At 56.9% G+C, this 16,352-nt stretch carries 23 protein-coding genes; 10 read left to right on the forward strand and 13 right to left on the reverse strand.

The window, feature by feature from the left end; translation table 11 throughout:
* Nucleotides 1-435 precede the first annotated feature (435 nt).
* On the reverse strand, nt 436-645 hold the full coding sequence (locus tag ACQE3E_RS12785) for a hypothetical protein (RefSeq protein ID WP_064030488.1): 210 nt from the start codon (nt 643-645) through the stop codon (nt 436-438).
* 437 nt (nt 646-1,082) lie between these two features.
* Here ACQE3E_RS12785 and ACQE3E_RS12790 point away from each other — a divergent pair, with 437 nt between their 5' ends.
* From ACQE3E_RS12790 to ACQE3E_RS12805, 4 genes are read left to right on the forward strand one after another with little or no spacing between them, the layout of a single operon-like run.
* Complete coding sequence (locus ACQE3E_RS12790) at nt 1,083-1,826, forward strand: OmpA family protein (RefSeq protein ID WP_427500605.1); 744 nt, start codon at nt 1,083-1,085, stop codon at nt 1,824-1,826.
* Between the two features lie 24 nt (nt 1,827-1,850).
* Nucleotides 1,851-2,399, forward strand: coding sequence for a V4R domain-containing protein (locus ACQE3E_RS12795; RefSeq protein ID WP_082885617.1), 549 nt, complete (start codon nt 1,851-1,853; stop codon nt 2,397-2,399).
* Nucleotides 2,400-2,424: 25 nt separating this feature from the next.
* Nucleotides 2,425-2,838 carry a roadblock/LC7 domain-containing protein gene (locus ACQE3E_RS12800; protein WP_064030484.1) on the forward strand — a complete coding sequence of 138 codons (414 nt, stop codon included), beginning with the start codon at nt 2,425-2,427 and terminating at the stop codon, nt 2,836-2,838.
* Between the two features lie 17 nt (nt 2,839-2,855).
* The gene (locus ACQE3E_RS12805; protein WP_168029144.1) at nt 2,856-3,311 is read left to right on the forward strand and encodes a roadblock/LC7 domain-containing protein; all 456 of its coding nucleotides are present in this window, start codon (nt 2,856-2,858) and stop codon (nt 3,309-3,311) included.
* Between the two features lie 13 nt (nt 3,312-3,324).
* Here ACQE3E_RS12805 and ACQE3E_RS12810 read toward each other — a convergent pair whose 3' ends face one another.
* Entirely contained in the window at nt 3,325-3,546 is a 222-nt protein-coding gene (locus ACQE3E_RS12810; RefSeq protein WP_427500606.1) for a DUF2149 domain-containing protein, read from the reverse strand.
* Nucleotides 3,547-3,643: 97 nt separating this feature from the next.
* Between ACQE3E_RS12810 and ACQE3E_RS12815 the strand changes: the two genes are divergently transcribed.
* The gene (locus tag ACQE3E_RS12815; RefSeq protein ID WP_313730176.1) at nt 3,644-4,066 is read left to right on the forward strand and encodes an HIT domain-containing protein; all 423 of its coding nucleotides are present in this window, start codon (nt 3,644-3,646) and stop codon (nt 4,064-4,066) included.
* Here ACQE3E_RS12815 and ACQE3E_RS12820 read toward each other — a convergent pair.
* On the reverse strand, nt 4,055-4,462 hold the full coding sequence (locus tag ACQE3E_RS12820; RefSeq protein WP_064030476.1) for a flagellar basal body-associated FliL family protein: 408 nt from the start codon (nt 4,460-4,462) through the stop codon (nt 4,055-4,057). The two genes, ACQE3E_RS12815 and ACQE3E_RS12820, sit on opposite strands and share 12 nt — an antisense overlap.
* 66 nt (nt 4,463-4,528) lie before the next feature.
* Here ACQE3E_RS12820 and nagZ point away from each other — a divergent pair, with 66 nt between their 5' ends.
* From nagZ to ACQE3E_RS12835, 3 genes are read left to right on the forward strand one after another with little or no spacing between them, the layout of a single operon-like run.
* Nucleotides 4,529-5,545, forward strand: coding sequence for a beta-N-acetylhexosaminidase (nagZ, locus tag ACQE3E_RS12825; RefSeq protein WP_313730175.1), 1,017 nt, complete (start codon nt 4,529-4,531; stop codon nt 5,543-5,545).
* On the forward strand, nt 5,529-6,083 hold the full coding sequence (locus ACQE3E_RS12830; protein WP_313730174.1) for a hypoxanthine-guanine phosphoribosyltransferase: 555 nt from the start codon (nt 5,529-5,531) through the stop codon (nt 6,081-6,083). Before nagZ ends, ACQE3E_RS12830 begins: the two co-directional genes overlap by 17 nt.
* Nucleotides 6,080-6,814 carry an S-methyl-5'-thioinosine phosphorylase gene (locus ACQE3E_RS12835; protein ID WP_313730173.1) on the forward strand — a complete coding sequence of 245 codons (735 nt, stop codon included), beginning with the start codon at nt 6,080-6,082 and terminating at the stop codon, nt 6,812-6,814. Before ACQE3E_RS12830 ends, ACQE3E_RS12835 begins: the two co-directional genes overlap by 4 nt.
* A 184-nt stretch (nt 6,815-6,998) precedes the next feature.
* On the opposite strand, the gene ACQE3E_RS12840 is transcribed toward ACQE3E_RS12835, so the two are convergent.
* Nucleotides 6,999-7,193 (reverse strand): hypothetical protein, encoded by a 195-nt coding sequence (locus tag ACQE3E_RS12840; protein ID WP_064030470.1) that lies wholly within the window; start codon nt 7,191-7,193, stop codon nt 6,999-7,001.
* A 118-nt stretch (nt 7,194-7,311) separates the two neighbouring features.
* Between ACQE3E_RS12840 and ACQE3E_RS12845 the strand changes: the two genes are divergently transcribed.
* The gene (locus tag ACQE3E_RS12845) at nt 7,312-7,773 is read left to right on the forward strand and encodes a thiosulfate oxidation carrier protein SoxY (protein WP_313730172.1); all 462 of its coding nucleotides are present in this window, start codon (nt 7,312-7,314) and stop codon (nt 7,771-7,773) included.
* The gene (gene soxZ / locus ACQE3E_RS12850) at nt 7,773-8,090 is read left to right on the forward strand and encodes a thiosulfate oxidation carrier complex protein SoxZ (protein WP_064030551.1); all 318 of its coding nucleotides are present in this window, start codon (nt 7,773-7,775) and stop codon (nt 8,088-8,090) included. Before ACQE3E_RS12845 ends, soxZ begins: the two co-directional genes overlap by 1 nt.
* On the opposite strand, the gene ACQE3E_RS12855 is transcribed toward soxZ, so the two are convergent.
* The 9 genes from ACQE3E_RS12855 to ACQE3E_RS12895 all read right to left on the reverse strand — a co-directional run bounded on the left by ACQE3E_RS12855 (nt 8,087) and on the right by ACQE3E_RS12895 (nt 16,335).
* A complete protein-coding gene (locus tag ACQE3E_RS12855; protein ID WP_313730171.1) occupies nt 8,087-9,055 on the reverse strand; it encodes a beta-ribofuranosylaminobenzene 5'-phosphate synthase family protein in 969 nt (322 codons plus the stop codon). The genes soxZ and ACQE3E_RS12855 overlap by 4 nt on opposite strands.
* Nucleotides 9,056-9,089: 34 nt before the next feature.
* Nucleotides 9,090-9,764, reverse strand: a complete 675-nt coding sequence (locus tag ACQE3E_RS12860; protein ID WP_313730170.1) for an HAD family hydrolase — start codon at nt 9,762-9,764, stop codon at nt 9,090-9,092.
* On the reverse strand, nt 9,764-10,690 hold the full coding sequence (locus tag ACQE3E_RS12865; RefSeq protein WP_313730169.1) for a hypothetical protein: 927 nt from the start codon (nt 10,688-10,690) through the stop codon (nt 9,764-9,766). Before ACQE3E_RS12865 ends, ACQE3E_RS12860 begins: the two co-directional genes overlap by 1 nt.
* Before the next feature lie 2 nt (nt 10,691-10,692).
* On the reverse strand, nt 10,693-11,619 hold the full coding sequence (locus ACQE3E_RS12870; RefSeq protein WP_064030463.1) for a diguanylate cyclase: 927 nt from the start codon (nt 11,617-11,619) through the stop codon (nt 10,693-10,695).
* A 92-nt stretch (nt 11,620-11,711) separates the two neighbouring features.
* Nucleotides 11,712-12,155 (reverse strand): YcgN family cysteine cluster protein, encoded by a 444-nt coding sequence (locus ACQE3E_RS12875; RefSeq protein ID WP_071158353.1) that lies wholly within the window; start codon nt 12,153-12,155, stop codon nt 11,712-11,714.
* A 5-nt stretch (nt 12,156-12,160) separates the two neighbouring features.
* The gene (gene ftsX / locus ACQE3E_RS12880) at nt 12,161-13,123 is read right to left on the reverse strand and encodes a permease-like cell division protein FtsX (RefSeq protein ID WP_427500607.1); all 963 of its coding nucleotides are present in this window, start codon (nt 13,121-13,123) and stop codon (nt 12,161-12,163) included.
* A gap of 2 nt (nt 13,124-13,125) precedes the next feature.
* Nucleotides 13,126-13,782, reverse strand: a complete 657-nt coding sequence (gene ftsE, locus ACQE3E_RS12885; RefSeq protein WP_427500608.1) for a cell division ATP-binding protein FtsE — start codon at nt 13,780-13,782, stop codon at nt 13,126-13,128.
* Nucleotides 13,783-13,786: 4 nt separating this feature from the next.
* Nucleotides 13,787-15,793 carry a signal recognition particle-docking protein FtsY gene (gene ftsY / locus ACQE3E_RS12890; RefSeq protein ID WP_427500609.1) on the reverse strand — a complete coding sequence of 669 codons (2,007 nt, stop codon included), beginning with the start codon at nt 15,791-15,793 and terminating at the stop codon, nt 13,787-13,789.
* 5 nt (nt 15,794-15,798) lie between these two features.
* The gene (locus tag ACQE3E_RS12895; RefSeq protein WP_427500610.1) at nt 15,799-16,335 is read right to left on the reverse strand and encodes a hypothetical protein; all 537 of its coding nucleotides are present in this window, start codon (nt 16,333-16,335) and stop codon (nt 15,799-15,801) included.
* Nucleotides 16,336-16,352: the final 17 nt, after the last annotated feature.

Below are 16,352 nucleotides of genomic sequence, written 5' to 3' on the forward strand. Positions count from 1 at the left end.
GCGTTAATACTAGACAATTTGTGAGGACTATTCGGCAAATTTTTCAAAACGACCGGCGTTTTACTCCAAAACGTCCCGCAAACCCAAGTAAACCCATCGGTCTCGACCTTTCGCGGAGCTCACCAATCCAATTTGATCAGGCCGGGGACACCAGCATACGAAATCTACCGAGCGGCAAGGGTATTTTCATCTGAAATTCGACAAGCCGTTAACCGGCTTCGGTGGATTGACTTACGGAACGCCGAACAACACAAAGCTGACCTGCCGCCCCCTAGGTCGGCCAGGCCAGACGTAAATTGGTGCGAACTTGACGTGCCAAACCATTCGTCACAAATCCGGTCCAAAAAAACCGGGCGAACTGCAAAGTAACAAACAGTGGGAGAACTGCTCCGGATCCCGGAGCGAAGCACTAAAACATCAACACTAAGGCCGCTGTTACAGCAAATCCTTAACGCATTGCCGAGCGAAGGTTCGAATCGGCATGGATTCGCTTAAATATTGGTTGTACAAACTGTTGATCGCCAACGGGTTTAGATACACGTAGACACCGCATCCGGTCATCGACACAAATTGATGACTTAGCATTTCGATGAAATCAGTCCGGGTATCGCCAAACTCGAGATTATCGTTTGAAAAAGTTTCCATGACATTCACCCCTGGGTTTATAGAACTCCTTGAATATCCAGCAGATGTCGCGCCAAGTATTTCATCATTTCCATTCAACAAGTTAGAATCCATGGTCATGCTATGCGCCGCGTTGTCGGACATGTTTGTCAGTTTCGAGTCAGTATTGTCAGCGCGAACAGGTAGCGGCAACTCGGTTTGGATTGGCGCTACGATACCGCGACTAGATTTCGGCGATCAGTCTACAAGGCCATTATGACAAACCGATTTCAACCGGTTCCTTATGATTCCTGGCAAGCCGATGGAAATGACGATCTTACAATGCCTCTCCCAGATTTGCCTGCGCGGCGAACGCCAAGCCCAACACTTGCCGATATACCTCGATTCCACAAACACGAATTCCGGGAGTACAATCAAAAAAACTGAGTCTTGGTTGTGATTCACATCAAGGAAATTGTATGAAAAAACATCGATCACTCGATCTCGACGGCTTGGACGGCATTCTTCGTCCCGCCGCCGAATCGCACCCGCCGGCGAGCCGGACCTGGGTCGTTTGGAGCTTGCTGTTGTTAGTGATCGCGGCAATCGGCGTGTACTGGATACGCAACCATCCGCTGCCAAAGTTGGAATGGCCGGAGACGCCAGACCGTTCCAGCAATGCCGCTCCGGCTCAACCTGTTCCGCCCCCTCCGCCAACCGAGCAGGCGGAAGTCGTTGCCAAGCAGCAGCCGACCAATGACGCCGCGCCAACGGCACCGGCGGAGAGCAAGACGGAATCGGTCGCCGCCTCACCAGCCCCGGTCGCCGAAGCGCAAACCGAGCTAAAGCTGCCAACCGAACCCACCGCCGCCGGCCCGGCGCCAGCCAACACCGATCCGGTTTACACGGTGTATTTCAAGTTCAATTCCACTAAGCCGATTCGGCTGTCCGGGGCCGAGAAAAACCGTCTGCTCGAACAAGTCAAACAATGCAATCAGGGTATCCGAATCGTCGGGCATACCTGCAATCTGGGCAACGACGCGTCCAACCGCCAACTCGGCCAAGCGCGCGCCGAAGCGCTGAAAATATGGCTGACCGGACAGGGTATCGCCGCGCCCATCGAAACCGCCACGGAAGGTTGGAACAGACCGGCGGCTTCCAACGACACGCCGGACGGCCAAAAGTTGAACCGGCGCGCCGAAGTACGCTGTTTGACGCCCTAAACGCACTCCCCAAGAGGACAAGGCATGCTAACCAATAACAAAACCGACTACCAACTGGCGCAACAACAAATTCTCGAGGGTATTTTGTCCGGGGAATTCGGCATCGAAAACCGCAACGACCTCGGTCCGCTCATCCCGATTCGCCTGTTTCAGGTGTTGCGGATGGTGGCACTGGGCTCTAACGTCGAGGACATCCTCGGCCAGGGCGCACCGTCGCTGGTATACCACTCCGGACAAAGCCTGGGCAGTACGCTGGGCCAAATCGTCGCGGCCAACGTCGACAAGGATCTGGAAACCTATGTCGGCAAGATCCAGCAATTGTGCCGGCAACTTTGCATCGGCTTGGTGGTGCCCGACAAGGTCGATCTATCCAGTGGATTGTTGGAATTGCGGGTGGACGAATGCGTTTCCTGCGCCGGCATCCATAACGTGGCGGCGCCGATTTGCCATTTCGAGGCCGGTATGGTCGGCGGCATCGTCAAGGCATTTTTCAAGCGCAACGTCAAAGCCACCGAAACCAAGTGCAACGCCCTGGGTGACAAAACCTGCCTGATCCGGGTCGACCTACTGTAATTATGACGACACATTGGAGCGTATCATGAACAGCAACATCCACGCTTTGGAGCCCAGAGCCTCGCAATCGGCGGAAATCGAATCGATTCTGCGGAATTTGATGAGCATACAAGGGGTTTCCGCCGCAGCCATCGTCGACAGCGACGGATTCGTCACCCACATCCACCGCGATTACGAGATCAATACCGACGCCATCGGCGCCTCGGTGCAAGTGGTATTCGGCGCCGCGTCCAAAGCCGCCGGACATGTCGGCCATCATCAAACCCAAATGGTGATCTGCGAAAACGCCGAGGGCTATATTCTGTCGACGCCGATCGAAGCCGGTTTCATGCTGGCGTTGGTGACCAAGCGCGACGCCTTGTTGGGCAGGGTCCGCTTCGAACTGAAGGAAACCGTGCCGATGCTGAAAAAACTGTTTTCCAGCTACCTATTCAAATAACCCGACGCACCGCAGCCATGCATTGGTTCGAATCGCAACTCGCCGAGCTCGATCGCTTGGCGGCGGCCTACTCGGCGGCCCAACGCCAGCCCTCGGACGATCTGGTAGGTACCAGCGCCTCCCTGCGCACCAAGCGCGGCGAATTCATCGGGGCACTGCAAACACTGGTCGATGGCGTGGTGCGGATCAAAGGCATCGACGCCTGCGCCGCTTACCACGAGGGCTTGATTCTGGCCAGTGCCGGTCAACTGCCGCACGCCGACGCACTGGGCGCGTTGATCGAAGACAGCATCGGCGTCGCCCGCGACAGTTCGACGATTTTAAAGTTGGGCGACATCGAGCAACTGGTCATCGTCGGCTCGGCCAGCAAAGTGGCAGTGCTCAATATCGGCCCGGTGGTGCTATGTATCGCTTGCCCCAAGACCACCAACCTGGCCGCCGCACTCAGTGAACCGGTAAAGGCCAAGCGCTAAAGTACCGCCAAACTTACGGACCGGCCCGCTTGTCCTTGGGTACGTAGACGAATGAACCGTCTTTTAGGCGATAGGTCACGCCGGCTTTCATACCCTCGCCCTGACCGATTTTGCCGGTCGATTGGTATTTCTCCATTTTCTCGCCGTCCTTGATCATTATTTCCCTATTCGCTTCACCCGGATTCTTAACGACAATCACCTTGTCGCTGTTAAACGGATTCAGCGGGTTTTCCATGACATGGCGAATGTCTCGACTTTCAATGCCCCATCGCTAGCCGTTATCATGGTGAAGTCTGAAAACCGTCCGTCAATCATCTTTAGTCGAGAAGCCCATGTCCTCGTTCCACCTCCACCCGCAATTGCGACAAGATTGCCACGAAGTCGGCCGGTTCGAGCTGAGCCTGCTGCTGATGATGAACGACAGCGCCTATCCCTGGTTTGTTTTGGTACCGCAACGCGGCGGCTTGACGGAGTTATATCAACTGAATGATCGGGATCGGACGTTGTGGCTAACGGAATCTTGCCTATTGGCGGAAACGATGACGGCGATGTTTCGGCCCGACAAACTCAACGTCGCGGCGATCGGCAATCTGGTACCGCAACTGCATATTCATCATATCGCCCGCTATCGGACCGATCCGGCCTGGCCGGCACCCATCTGGGGGAAGTTTCCGCCGCAACCCTATGCCGGCGATCAGGTGGAACGGCGCATCGAGCAAATGCGCCAAGCTCTGCGCGGTCAGTTACTGGATTAGGAATTCGGAGAAGAACACATCGCGGAAGCCATCCGGATTTTGAATTTTCGTCAACAAACCGGTGATCATTTCCTTGGTTTTCAAACGCAGACCTTCGCGTTGTTCCATCGTTTGCAAGTCGGCGGCATGCAAGCCACTCAACATCATAATCATTTCATGGCGCAGCAACGGCATGTGTTTTTTGATTTTTTCGACCGGCTCGGCCCCTTCCACCAGCAACTGCACGTTCAACAACAGGTATTTTTTCGGCTCGGCCAGATTGACGGTAAAGGCCGGCTTCATCTCCAAATACTCGATGACCGGGCCGGCGCTTTCATCGGCTTTTTTTTCGCCGGAGTTGGCGGCGGACAAACCGGGTAACAGCAACAAACTGATCAACAAAACCAAAGTACGCACGGGGATTCCTCATATAATGTCGGGTTCAAGCTCCAGAAGTATATTCCAATTTAGACATTTATCACCATGAAACCACAAGCCATCGGTCCGGTCATGATAGACATCGACGGGCTCAGCCTGACGGCGGCGGATCGGGAAAAAATCGCCCATCCCAATACCGGCGCGTTGATATTGTTCGCTCGCAATTTCGATCATCCGGCGCAAGTCGAGGCATTGATTGCCGACATACGCAAGGCACGTAGCGGCGACATTTTAATTGCCGTCGATCAGGAAGGCGGCCGAGTTCAGCGCTTTCAGAACGGATTTACCCGCCTGCCCGCGGCGGCCAAGTACGCCGACAAACCGGAATTGGCTGAAGCAGCCGGTTGGTTGATGGCCGCCGAATTGCTCGCCATCGACGTAGACTTCAGCTTCGCGCCGGTGCTGGATGTCGATCGCGGCGTTAGCGAAATCATCGGCAATCGTTCGTTTTCCGGCGATCCGACCTTAGCGGCCCAACTGGCTGGAGCCTTCCGTACCGGCATGCGCGCGGCCGGCATGGCCGCGACCGGTAAGCATTTTCCCGGCCACGGCGCCGTCGCGCTAGACTCGCACTTGACCCTACCGATCGACGATCGCGATCTGGCAAGCATACGCGCCGAGGATCTCGTACCTTTTAATGCGTTGATCGAACAAGGCCTGGAAGCCGTGATGCCGGCCCATGTGGTGTATCCACGCATCGACCGCTTGCCGGCGGGTTTTTCCGGCGTTTGGCTGCAAGACATATTGCGCGGCGAGCTGGGTTTTAACGGCGCGATATTTAGCGACGATTTGAGCATGAACGGCGCCGCCGGTATCGGAGACTACACCGATCGGGCGCGTTTAGCGCTGGAAGCCGGCTGCGACATGGTGTTGGTGTGCAACAATTCGGCGGCGGCCGAGCAAGTCTTAGACGATCTGCCGGTTCGCGAACGCCGTGCCGGCGAAGCGCGTTTGCAAGCCATGCGCGGCCAGCCCAAATTCACCCGAGAACAGCTGCAACAACTGCCGAAATGGCAACAAATTTCCAAACAACTCCAAGAGCTTTATGAATCCCCTGCTTGAAGAAATCGATCAAGTCCAACGGCACGCGCGACAACTGCACGCCGCCGCCGAAGTCGAGTCCGCACTGGACTTGATGGCCGCCAATATCACCGCCGCGCTGCGAGACCGCAATCCGCTGCTATTGTGCGTGATTAACGGCGGCATCATCGCCACCGGCAAACTGTTGCCGCGCCTGGACTTTCCGCTGATGTTGGACAGCATCCACGCTAGCCGCTACCGGAACGCCACCTCCGGCAGCGAGATTCACTGGCTGTTTACGCCGACCACGCCGTTGGCGGGACGGACGGTGCTAGTGATTGACGACATCCTCGACGAAGGCCATACCTTGCGCGCCATCGTCGATTACTGCCAACAGCGAGGCGCCGAAGCCGTTTACACGGCGGCGCTTTTTGACAAACAACTCGATGAGCCCAAACCGATCGCATTGGATTTTGTCGGCTTGAACGTGGAAAACCATTATTTATTCGGCTACGGCATGGATTACAAGGGTTATCTCAGAAACGCCGCAGGTGTCTATGCCTGCAAGGAAGTATTATGACCTTGGCTATTATCGGCGGCACCGGCCTGACCCAAATCCCGGACCTACTTATCACTGGCGAACAAAGCCTCGATACGCCGTTCGGCGCCCCGTCGGCCGCTTACGTATTCGGCGAGCTCGACGGCCGCAAACTGGTGTTTTTAGCCCGGCATGGCAACCCACATCGAATACCGCCGCATAAAATCAACTATCGGGCGAATATCTGGGGCTTGCAAGCCTTGGGCGTGACCGAAATTATCGCGGTCGCGGCGGTTGGCGGCATTGGCCGCGAGATGGCACCGGCGGTCATCGCGATTCCCGATCAATTGATCGATTACAGCTACGGCCGCGAACATACCTACTTCGCCGACGATCTGGAACAGGTCACCCACATCGATTTCAGCGAACCCTATACACCGGCCTTACGGGCTCGTATCGTCGCCGCCGCCGAACAAGCCGGCATCGCCACCGTAAACCACGGCACCTACGGCTGCACGCAAGGACCGCGCCTGGAAACGCCGGCTGAAATCAAACGCATGGCGAACGACGGCTGCGATTTGGTCGGCATGACCGGCATGCCGGAGGCGGCACTGGCTCGCGAATTGGGCATCGCTTACGCTAATGTTTCGGTGGTTGCCAATTGGGCGGCTGGCGTCGTCGCCGGCGAAATCACGATGGCGGAAATCGAAAAAAACCTGCACCAAGGCATGAATCAGGCGATCATGTTGCTAACAGCCGTGGCACAGGCTTGAGGTAGGCAGAAACATATTCGGGAAGGGTTTTGCCGAAGCCCGGACACCTCGGCAAAACCCCAATTGAAAGAAACCACGGTTTCTTTTTATAGCGGGACCTAACGCAGTTTCCCTGTCACCGCCGCAAACCCACAAGTGGATAGGAGAATGCAGTTCGCGACGTCTCCATTAAATCGTAACGGCCTTATTTGGTCAGACCGTTTTTGTGCAGCACATCCGAACGATAAGCAGAGTTGGACGAATCTTCGGCGATGTTTTTAGCGGCGGTAGCGTATTTATCGTGCTCCGCGTTTTTCACCATGAAAACCGCACCAGCGACCATAACGACGGCCAGAGCGATGTAGAGCCAAAAATTGTCTTTTTCTTGAACTTCATTCATTTTGTACCTTCCTGTATGTTGTTGTAGATGGTGCTGAAACAATTTCAACGGTGCTAACGATAACAAACCGAAATCGAAAAATTTTGATATACATCAAAAAAAGCAAGGTTATTTGGGCATGACTTATGACCGCCGCACTTTCCTGACAACATTCGGCCTAAGCCTGAGCGCTTACGCGCTCACAACCGACATCAAGCCCGCCCTAGCCGACTCGGCGGCCGGATCGTCGCCGACCAAGACCCGGCTGGAAGAGATCTTGGCGATATTGTCCGATACCGGAATCCAAGATACCCCAACGTTGGAATTGACCTTACCGGCCGTTGCCGAAAACGGCGCTTTCGTGCCGATCACCGTCGCCAGCTCTTTGGAAGAGATTGAGCGGTTCGTCATCTATGTGGCTCACAATCCCAACCCACTGGTCGCCGAAATCGAACTCTCGCCGACGGCCTTGGCCTTCGTGAGCACGCAAATCAAGATGGCCGGTTCTGGAGAGGTGGTGGTCCTGGCCAAGCGCGGCGCGGCTTGGCTACGCAATCGGCGTAGTGTGGAAGTCAGCGTGGGCGGATGCGGAACCGGCTGATGAGTACGATTAAAATTAGAAGTCGAGCGCTGGCGGGATTTTGGGAAATTCGGATTTTGAATCAACATCCGATGGAAAACGGCCGTAACCGCGACACCGATGGCGCGCTAATTCCGGCTCACTATATTCAAACCCTGACCTTGACTTTAAACGGCACGCCGACGCTTTCGGTCAACATGGCCGGCAGCGTTTCCAAGAATCCGTTTTTCGTATTTCGGCTGCGCGCTAGTGTCGGTGATCGAATCAGCGTGATGTGGTTGGACAACCTCGGCAATCAAGACCGGATAGAACACCAACTCGTCGAACGCGACGACTAAGCAAACTCGTCGGAAATCAAGCAGGCCGGCTGGTTGCGCGCACTGGCTACTAAGAAGCTAAGCGGCGATTGAGCAAACTGCGACTCCAGGGCTTGAACCAACTCGGCGGCTCGCCGAGGGGACTCGACCGCGCAGAAACCGGTCGGCCCCCAGGACGTCTGGCCGATCGCCACGGCGCCGGCCTTCTCCAACATCGTCATCGCCGCCGCCACGTCCGGGCTGGTGAAAATTCCACCCTGCACCGGCGCGAAATGCTCGCCGACCGCCCGTTGTAACTCGGTAATCACCGCACCGAACCTCGGCAAATCTTGTTCCGCCAACGCCGGCAGGCCCTGCATCAACAACAAATAACACAATCGCTCGGCACTGGCTTGCGGAAACGGCGGCAGCCGGCTGAACGCGCTAATCTCCTGTTCGCCATGCAGACCCTGGCCACGCTGATCGAACACCAGGATAAACCGCCAATGGTCCGGAATCGGCATTTGCGCTATCAGCGGCGGCGTTTTGGTCTCAGGACCGCGGCCGCCATCGACAACCAAACCGCCTTTTTCGAAAATCCCGATACCTATTCCGGAGCGGGCGCCGCGTTCGGACAGCAACGCAATATCGCGTACCGTCAAACCCAGACCGTAAAATCGGCTTAACGCGGCGCCGACCGCCAGCGACATCTGCGTGCCGGAGCCCAAGCCGATATGCTCCGGAATCACGGTTTCCAACGCCAGACGCAGCCGATCGGAAACCCCCAAACGCGCGCACAATTGTCCAAGACAACGGCCGGCCCGCTCGGTCTCCGGACCGACCACGGTCAGCGTCTCGGCGGCGCTCAGCGTCAAGCGAGTGTTGATTTCCTCTACCGCCAAACCGATGCTGCCGAAATGCCGCCCCAAACCACCGCTCAAATCGATGAAGCCCATGTGTAATCGGGCTGGCGCCACCACCGTGACCGTTTCGAACTGCGCTTTCACCACCGGGATTCCAAGACCAAAAAACGAGGCCGCATTATAACGGAAGCGACCGCGCGGCCGAGATAAAATCGGCGGCTTCCCTTAAGTCGGACAGTACCCGCTCGGCCTGCCGACCGGCCAGCGCATCGACAGGATAGCTGGAGGGCACCAGCCAACAACGGATGTCGGCCGCAACCGCCGCCGCCACGCCGACCGGCGAGTCTTCCAGCGCCAGACAGGCCGAAGCCGGTAAACCCAGCCGCCTGGCCGCCTCCAAATACACGTCGGGCGCCGGCTTACCGCGCGCCACCTGATCGACCGCGACCAGTAACGGAAACGTCTCGGCCAGGCCGGCATAGGCCAGACTGCGCCGCGCTGCAGCCGTCCGGCTGTTGGTGGCGATACAATACGGGATGCCGGCGGCTTGGGCGGCCTCCAGCAATTCCGGTAAACCCGGCTTGACCGCGATACCGTCCGTTTCGACTTGGGCCAGCCAAATTTCGCCGCTTAACTGGCGAAAGCGCGCCTGATCGAAACCGTCGCCGGCCAGATTAGCCAATCCGGCCAGTACTTCCGGCCCGGACAAGCCGAGCAAACCTGCCCAGTCGGCATCCGAGTATCGGTAGCCCATTTCCGCCGCCGCCGCTCGCCAGGCCGCCCGGTACGTGGATTCGCTATCGATCGCCAAGCCGTCCAGATCGAGAATCAGGCCGGCAAGCGTTCCGGCCATTAGCGTAATACCTTGATATATTCTCCGAGCGCCTCGCGATTGGAACCGACTACAACCCGCCGTCGGCCGGTATCGTCGACTTCCAGCAAGCCGGCAACCGCCACGACTTCGCCGGTTTGCGCCTGCCCGCAGTAGGTCGCGGTATAACAGACTATGCTGTCCGCTTGCGGATGGTCTATCGAAAAAACAGCCGGATAATCGAAGGCGTGAAAATCGTCGCTGATTCTGGCTTGCAATTCGATAGCGCCCAACTTGCGATATTCGCGCGTTTCGCTTTCCAGCATCGGCGCCAGCAAGGTCAGATCGAATTTACGGCCGTTAATCATGGCCTTGTTGTATTTCCGCAATTCGTGCCAAATATATTCGTCCAACGCGAAATCGCAGGCGCGGCGCCGATAGGCTTCCAACCAATCCGCATCGTCCAGAACCTGACAATGGTCCTCGGCGATCAGCCACTGTACGACGTTGCGAGCCCGGTGGAAGATTTCGCGGTCGTAACAGACCAGATCGATATCCGAGCTGTGTTTTTGCATGCCGACCTGCAACGATCCGGTCACGCCGAACTGATCCATGTCCAAACCGCGGCGGCGGAACAAGGTGCAGAGACTGTGCAAATCAGCCAGCACCGGATCGCTGGGCTCTACTTCCAATAAGCCTTGCAGGCTGTGGCGGGGATGAAAATGTCGAATTACCGCGGTTTCCGGTACCGCGTGCAAGCGAGCATCCAAGCGCGCCGAGTAATGTAGGTATTGCGGATAATGCGCCGCTAAATGGGCGTTGGCCGTATCGCTATCGACTTTACGCCAAGCGCCGTCCAACATCGCGTAGCGCAGAAAGCACAGAATACGTCCGGCCTCCAAACCGTCGGCGACCACCGCGAAAATCAGCTGCTCGCCTGTTTCGATGAAATCCTTGGGCCTGAACATGTTCAACCTATTTCCACCCGATTCCGGCCCAACTGCTTGGCGCGATAAAGCGCGGCGTCGGCGGCCTTGATCAATTCGTCCGGGGACGAGTATTGGCCGAGGTGCGCGGCCGCGCCGATGCTGAGCGTCACGCGTCCGCACTCGGACGAGGCGTGAGCAATGCCCAGAGCCTGGACCGCATGGCGCATCCGTTCGGCCAATTCGCGCGCTTCAACCAACAAGGTCGCCGGCAAGACCGCGACAAACTCCTCGCCGCCATACCGACAAATTAGATCGGTACTGCGACGCAACTGATCGGACAAGGCCTTGGCGACCTCGACCAGGCATTCATCGCCGCGCACGTGTCCGTAGCTGTCGTTGTATTTCTTGAAGTAATCTATGTCGCAAACCAACACCGATAGTACCGAATTATTGCGCTGCGCCAGCGCAAATTGCAGGGCTAATACGCTATCCAAGCGGCGGCGATTCGCCAACCCGGTCAATTGATCGCTCTGCGACAGCCACTCCAGCTCTTGGTTGGCCAATTGCAGCTGTTGCTGGGATTTTTGCAACTTTTGGCGCATCAAGTAAATCCGCTCCATCGCCACCATCGTGTACCGCAAACGTAGCGGATTCAGCGGCTTTTGCAAGTACGCGTCGCCGCCCGCCAGTATGCCTTGGCAAAACGAGTCGTCGTCGGTGCGCGTGGTCAAGAACACGATCGGGAACCAATCGGATTTTCGCAACTCACGGATGGCCTGAGTTGCCTCGAAGCCGTTCAAGCGGGGCATCTCGACATCCATCAACACCAGATCGACGTCCTGATCGGCAACGTATTGCAGGGCTTCCGCTCCGTTTTCGGCAAAGTCTACTTGATGCCGCAATTCACGGAGGCACTCCGCCACCAATTGCCGTATCGCCTTACTATCGTCGACGACTAAAACTTTCATACGCTCCGCCTAATCCTCCCTTTAACGAACACGATTTTAGTTCAACCTGCCAAAAAGTAGGGTAAGAGGGTCGACGACGATGTTTGACATCGCTAATCCCTGGGTTTCGGCGGCAGCCAAGCGATGATGTGGTCTTCCATATCGTCGACTTCCGATTCCTTGATCGCGAACCCAGTCACCGAAATGCCGGCCTCCGCCACGGTGTCCAGCCGCCCGGAAATCAGCGGATGCCATTCCGGCAACGCCTCTCCATCCAGCAACAAACGATAGGCGCAGGTGTCGGGCATCCAGTGATACGCGCTGAAATCGTGTTGTTTCAAGTCCAAACAATCCGGCACCAATGTGCAGCGCTCGGCATAGCGGCTACAAGAACAAGTGTCCAAATCGATCAAATCGCAAACGACGCGAGTCAGCGCGATCTCGCCGGTATCTTCGTCTTCGAGTTTGTTCAAACAGCACTTGCCGCAGCGATCGCACAACGACTCCCATTCTTCGGTGGTCATTTCGGCCAGCGTCTTGGTTTCCCAAAAGTTCATCGCGACTACTCCGGCTTCAGCAAGCGCAATTGATAATGCAACACAACCCAAGCGCCGCAGACGGCCAGCGCCGAAGAAATCGTCAGCAACAGCAAAAACTCGCCGAAACTCAGAAACAATAATTCGAAGGCGCTGTTATAGAGTACCGACAATTTCTCGACCGGCGACTCCAAGATCAGCAACATCACCGTCACGATCAACCAGCCCAGAAAACCGGCGATGAATCCCAACCAAAACCCGGTGTAGAGAAACGGCCGCTGAATGAAGGCATTCGTAGCGCCGACCAATTTGGAAATATAGACTTCGTCTTGACGATTCTGCAACTCCAGCCGAATCGTGTTGCCGGTGATAAAAGTAACCGCGAAACCCAGCAGCAAACTGACCAACATCACGCCGCGGCTGGCAATCGTCATGATAGTCTGCAAGCGGGCCACCCATTGCATATCCACTTGCACGAAATCGACTTGCGGCAATTGTTTGAACTCCGCCATCAGCGTTTCGATGTCGGCGTTGGATTCCAGGGTATGCTTAGGTTGAACCTGGACCACACCGGGTAGCGGATTTTGTTCCAAGGCATTCAACGCGTCGCCGAAACCGCTATTGGCCTTGAATTCGTCCAAAGCCTGCTGCTTGGTGATCAACTTAACCGCATCCACGCTGGGATTTTGCCGCAGTTGTTCGACCAGCTTCTGACCGGCGGCGTCGGTGACGTTGTCGTGTAAAAACAGCGACATTTGATTGCTGCTCTCCAAATTCCCGGTCAATTGCTGAATGTTGGCAACGCCGATGTAAAAACCGCCGGACAACGACACCGCGATCGCCAGTACCAGCACCGTCATCGCCGACGTGAATGGCGAACGGGTCAAGCGGCCGAGACTGGAAAACAGACCGTGGGCGTGATTCAGCAAATACGCCTGGAAACGGTCGTTCAAGCGCTGGCCGAAATGTTTGCGCTGTACTTGTCTCATCGTCAACTCGCCACCAAATGCCCTTTGTCCAAGGTCAGTACCCGATAACCGAGCACGTGAACCAGCTCGATATCGTGAGTGGCGATCAACACCGAAACTCCGACTTGCTTGAACTGCTCGAACATATGCATGACTTCGGCCGACAGATCCGGATCCAGGTTGCCGGTCGGCTCGTCCGCGATTATCAACTTGGGTTTGTTGACGATGGCCCTCGCGATACCGACCCGTTGTTGTTCGCCGCCGGACAAGGCCAACGGATATTTACGCTCCTTGCCGAGCAGCCCCACTTTGTCCAGCGACGCCCTCACCCGCCTCGCCACTTCATTGGCCTGATAGCCGGACACCACCAACGGCAACGCCACGTTATCGAACACGGTCCTATCGTTTAGCAGTTTATAGTCCTGAAAGATCAGACCGAGTCCGCGCCGCAAATACGGCACTTTACGCTCGCTGACCCGGTTGATGAGTTGACCATCCAGGAAAATGTTACCGCGCGTGCATTGCTCCATCATCGCGATCAATTTCAGCAATGTGCTTTTGCCGGCGCCGGAGCGGCCGGTCAGAAACGCCATTTCGCCTTTTTGCAAATGAAAGCTGACGTCGATCAAGGCCTCGCCGGCGTCGGTGTAACGTTTGCTGACGTGTTCGAACTTGAGCATGGCGTTAGTCTTTAGCGAACAAGGCCTCGACGAACTGCTCGGCATCGAAGTCCTGCAAATCGTCGATGCTCTCGCCGACGCCGATGAAGCGGATCGGGATGTGCAATTGATTGGCCAACGCGAAAATGATGCCACCCTTGGCGGTACCATCCAGTTTGGTCAGGGCCAGACCGGTCAAGCCAACCGCTTCGTTGAATATTTTAGCCTGCGACAACGCATTCTGGCCGGTGCCGGCATCCAGAATCAACAACACTTCATGCGGCGCGCTGTCGTCCAATTTGGCCATGATCCGCTTGATCTTTTTCAACTCGTCCATCAAGTTGGACTTGGTATGCAAACGACCGGCGGTATCCGCGATCAACACGTCCACGCCCCTGGATTTGGCCGATTGCAGCGCGTCGAAGATCACCGATGCCGAATCGGCGCCGGTGTGCTGCGCCACGACCGCCACATTATTACGCTCGCCCCAGGTCTGCAACTGCTCGACCGCCGCCGCCCGGAAAGTATCGCCGGCCGCCAGCATTACGCTATGCCCTTGTTGCTGCAAGCGCTTCGCCAATTTGCCGATCGACGTGGTTTTGCCGACGCCGTTGACGCCGACCACCAGAATCACGAACGGTCCGTCGCGTTGCGGGATTTTTAGCGCTTGCGAGCAGGGTTTCAGTATCGTCAGCAGTTCCTGCTTTAACGCGGCGAGCAAGGCGTCGCCGTCGGCCAACTGTTCGCTCTCCAAGGTTTTTTGCAAATGTTCGATCAATTGCGTCGTCGTTTCGATGCCGAGGTCGGCCATCAGCAAACTCGCCTCCAGATCGACCAGCAAGCCCTTGGTCACCGCTTTCTTGCCGAATGCCAAGCTGCTCAGCACCGATCCGAAACCGCCGCGAGTTTTTTGCAGTTGATTGCTCAAGCGTTGGAACAGACTCTCCGCCACCGGTACTTCGACGGGCACCGGTGCCAAAGCCACCTCACCGACCACTACCGGAATCGCCGCTTCGCCGGCAGGGACCTCGGCTTCGGCTTCGGCTTCGGCTTCGGCTTCGGCTTCGGGAAAACCGTAACGGCTGTACAAGGCAATGGCCAATAACGGCACCATCAACAAAGCCGCCACCGCGTTATGCGCAACCGCCAATCCCAGCGGCAGACTATATTTGACGCTGAAGATCCCTAATACGATTTGCAGCAACAAAACCAGGCTGACCAGATTGCCGGCCAAGCGTACCGGCTTGGGATAGCGGTCGCTGGTCGCCACCAGCATCAACGCGCTCACGACCAAAAAGGTAAGGCCGGCCGCCAGCCGGTGAACGGCGTGAACCGCCGCTAGCGCGGCGGCGCTCAACAACTGCCCTTCCGGACGGAACGGATTCAATGCATCCCAGTAGTCGGCCGCCGGCAGCCAAACCCCTTGGCAGCGCGGAAAATCGTCGCACGCTAGCCCGGCGTAATTGCTGCTGACCCATCCCCCCAACGCGATCTGCGCCAGCACCACGCACATCGCCAATCCGGTTAGCCACATCGGCCCGGAACTGACCGAACGCCGGCTCAGAGCCGGATCCAAGCGCAGATAAGCCCAAACCAGCGCCCAAAAGGTCACGAATCCCAATAACAAATGTCCGGTAACGACCGCCGGGGTCAGCTTGGCGGCCACGGTCCACATGCCCAACGCCGCCTGGCTGGCAATCAGCGATACGATAACCAGGGTCCAGCCGACCGCGAGGCCGCGTTTTTGCTCGCGCCAAGCGAACGGCAGGGCCAGCAACACCAAGACCGCCAGCGCGCCGGCTAAATAACGATGGGCCATTTCCTTCCAGGCCTTGGCGACATCAACCGCTTGCCCGCCGAACGCGGCCGCCGCATCGGCCTTGAATTGGTCGGTATCGGCGACGACGGCTTTGCCGTAACAACCGGGCCAGTCCGGACAACCCAAGCCGGCGTGGCCGAGGCGGACATAGGCGCCGACCACGATGACCAGCAGCGCCAGGATGGCCCCGCACAATAATAATCTTCTGAACATGTTTATTAACCGATTTGGGAAATTCTGAGGAGTTTGCTTAAGTCGTCTCTGACTTGATAGGGATCGAATCCGGGCGGGTATTTCATCATCAGGTTGCCGAGAGGGTCCATGATGATCAAGGCACCCTCGACCGGGGCTTGGCCGGCTATCCCGGACAATCCCGCCCGCAAGCCATCGGCCGGCAGCGCTTTCAGCAGGCGCGCATCCTCGCGCCATTGGCCGGGCAGCGCGACTTGTCCGTCGCTTAGCAGAGCCAAGCGCCGCACTCGGGCGATGTCCTTGCCTATCATCAGACCGATCTGCCGGGATTTATGCAGGGCATCGGCGCACACTTGCGAGCACGCGCCGAATACCGGATTAATGAGTACCCAGTGCCCCTTCAACTCCCCGATATTTTCTTGGGAAAACGTATCTGCGCCGACAAAACTGACCGGTTCGGTCTGAAGCGGCGGTTGAATCAACTCGCCATGATTGGTCCCCAATCTGACGATGTCCGGATGCGCCGCCAAATACCAAGCGATGCTAAATGGAATCGCCGTCATGGCGAAGATTCCTAAAA

This window comes from Methylomonas sp. MED-D, assembly GCF_050276835.1.
GTDB classification, from domain to species: domain Bacteria; phylum Pseudomonadota; class Gammaproteobacteria; order Methylococcales; family Methylomonadaceae; genus Methylomonas; species Methylomonas koyamae_A.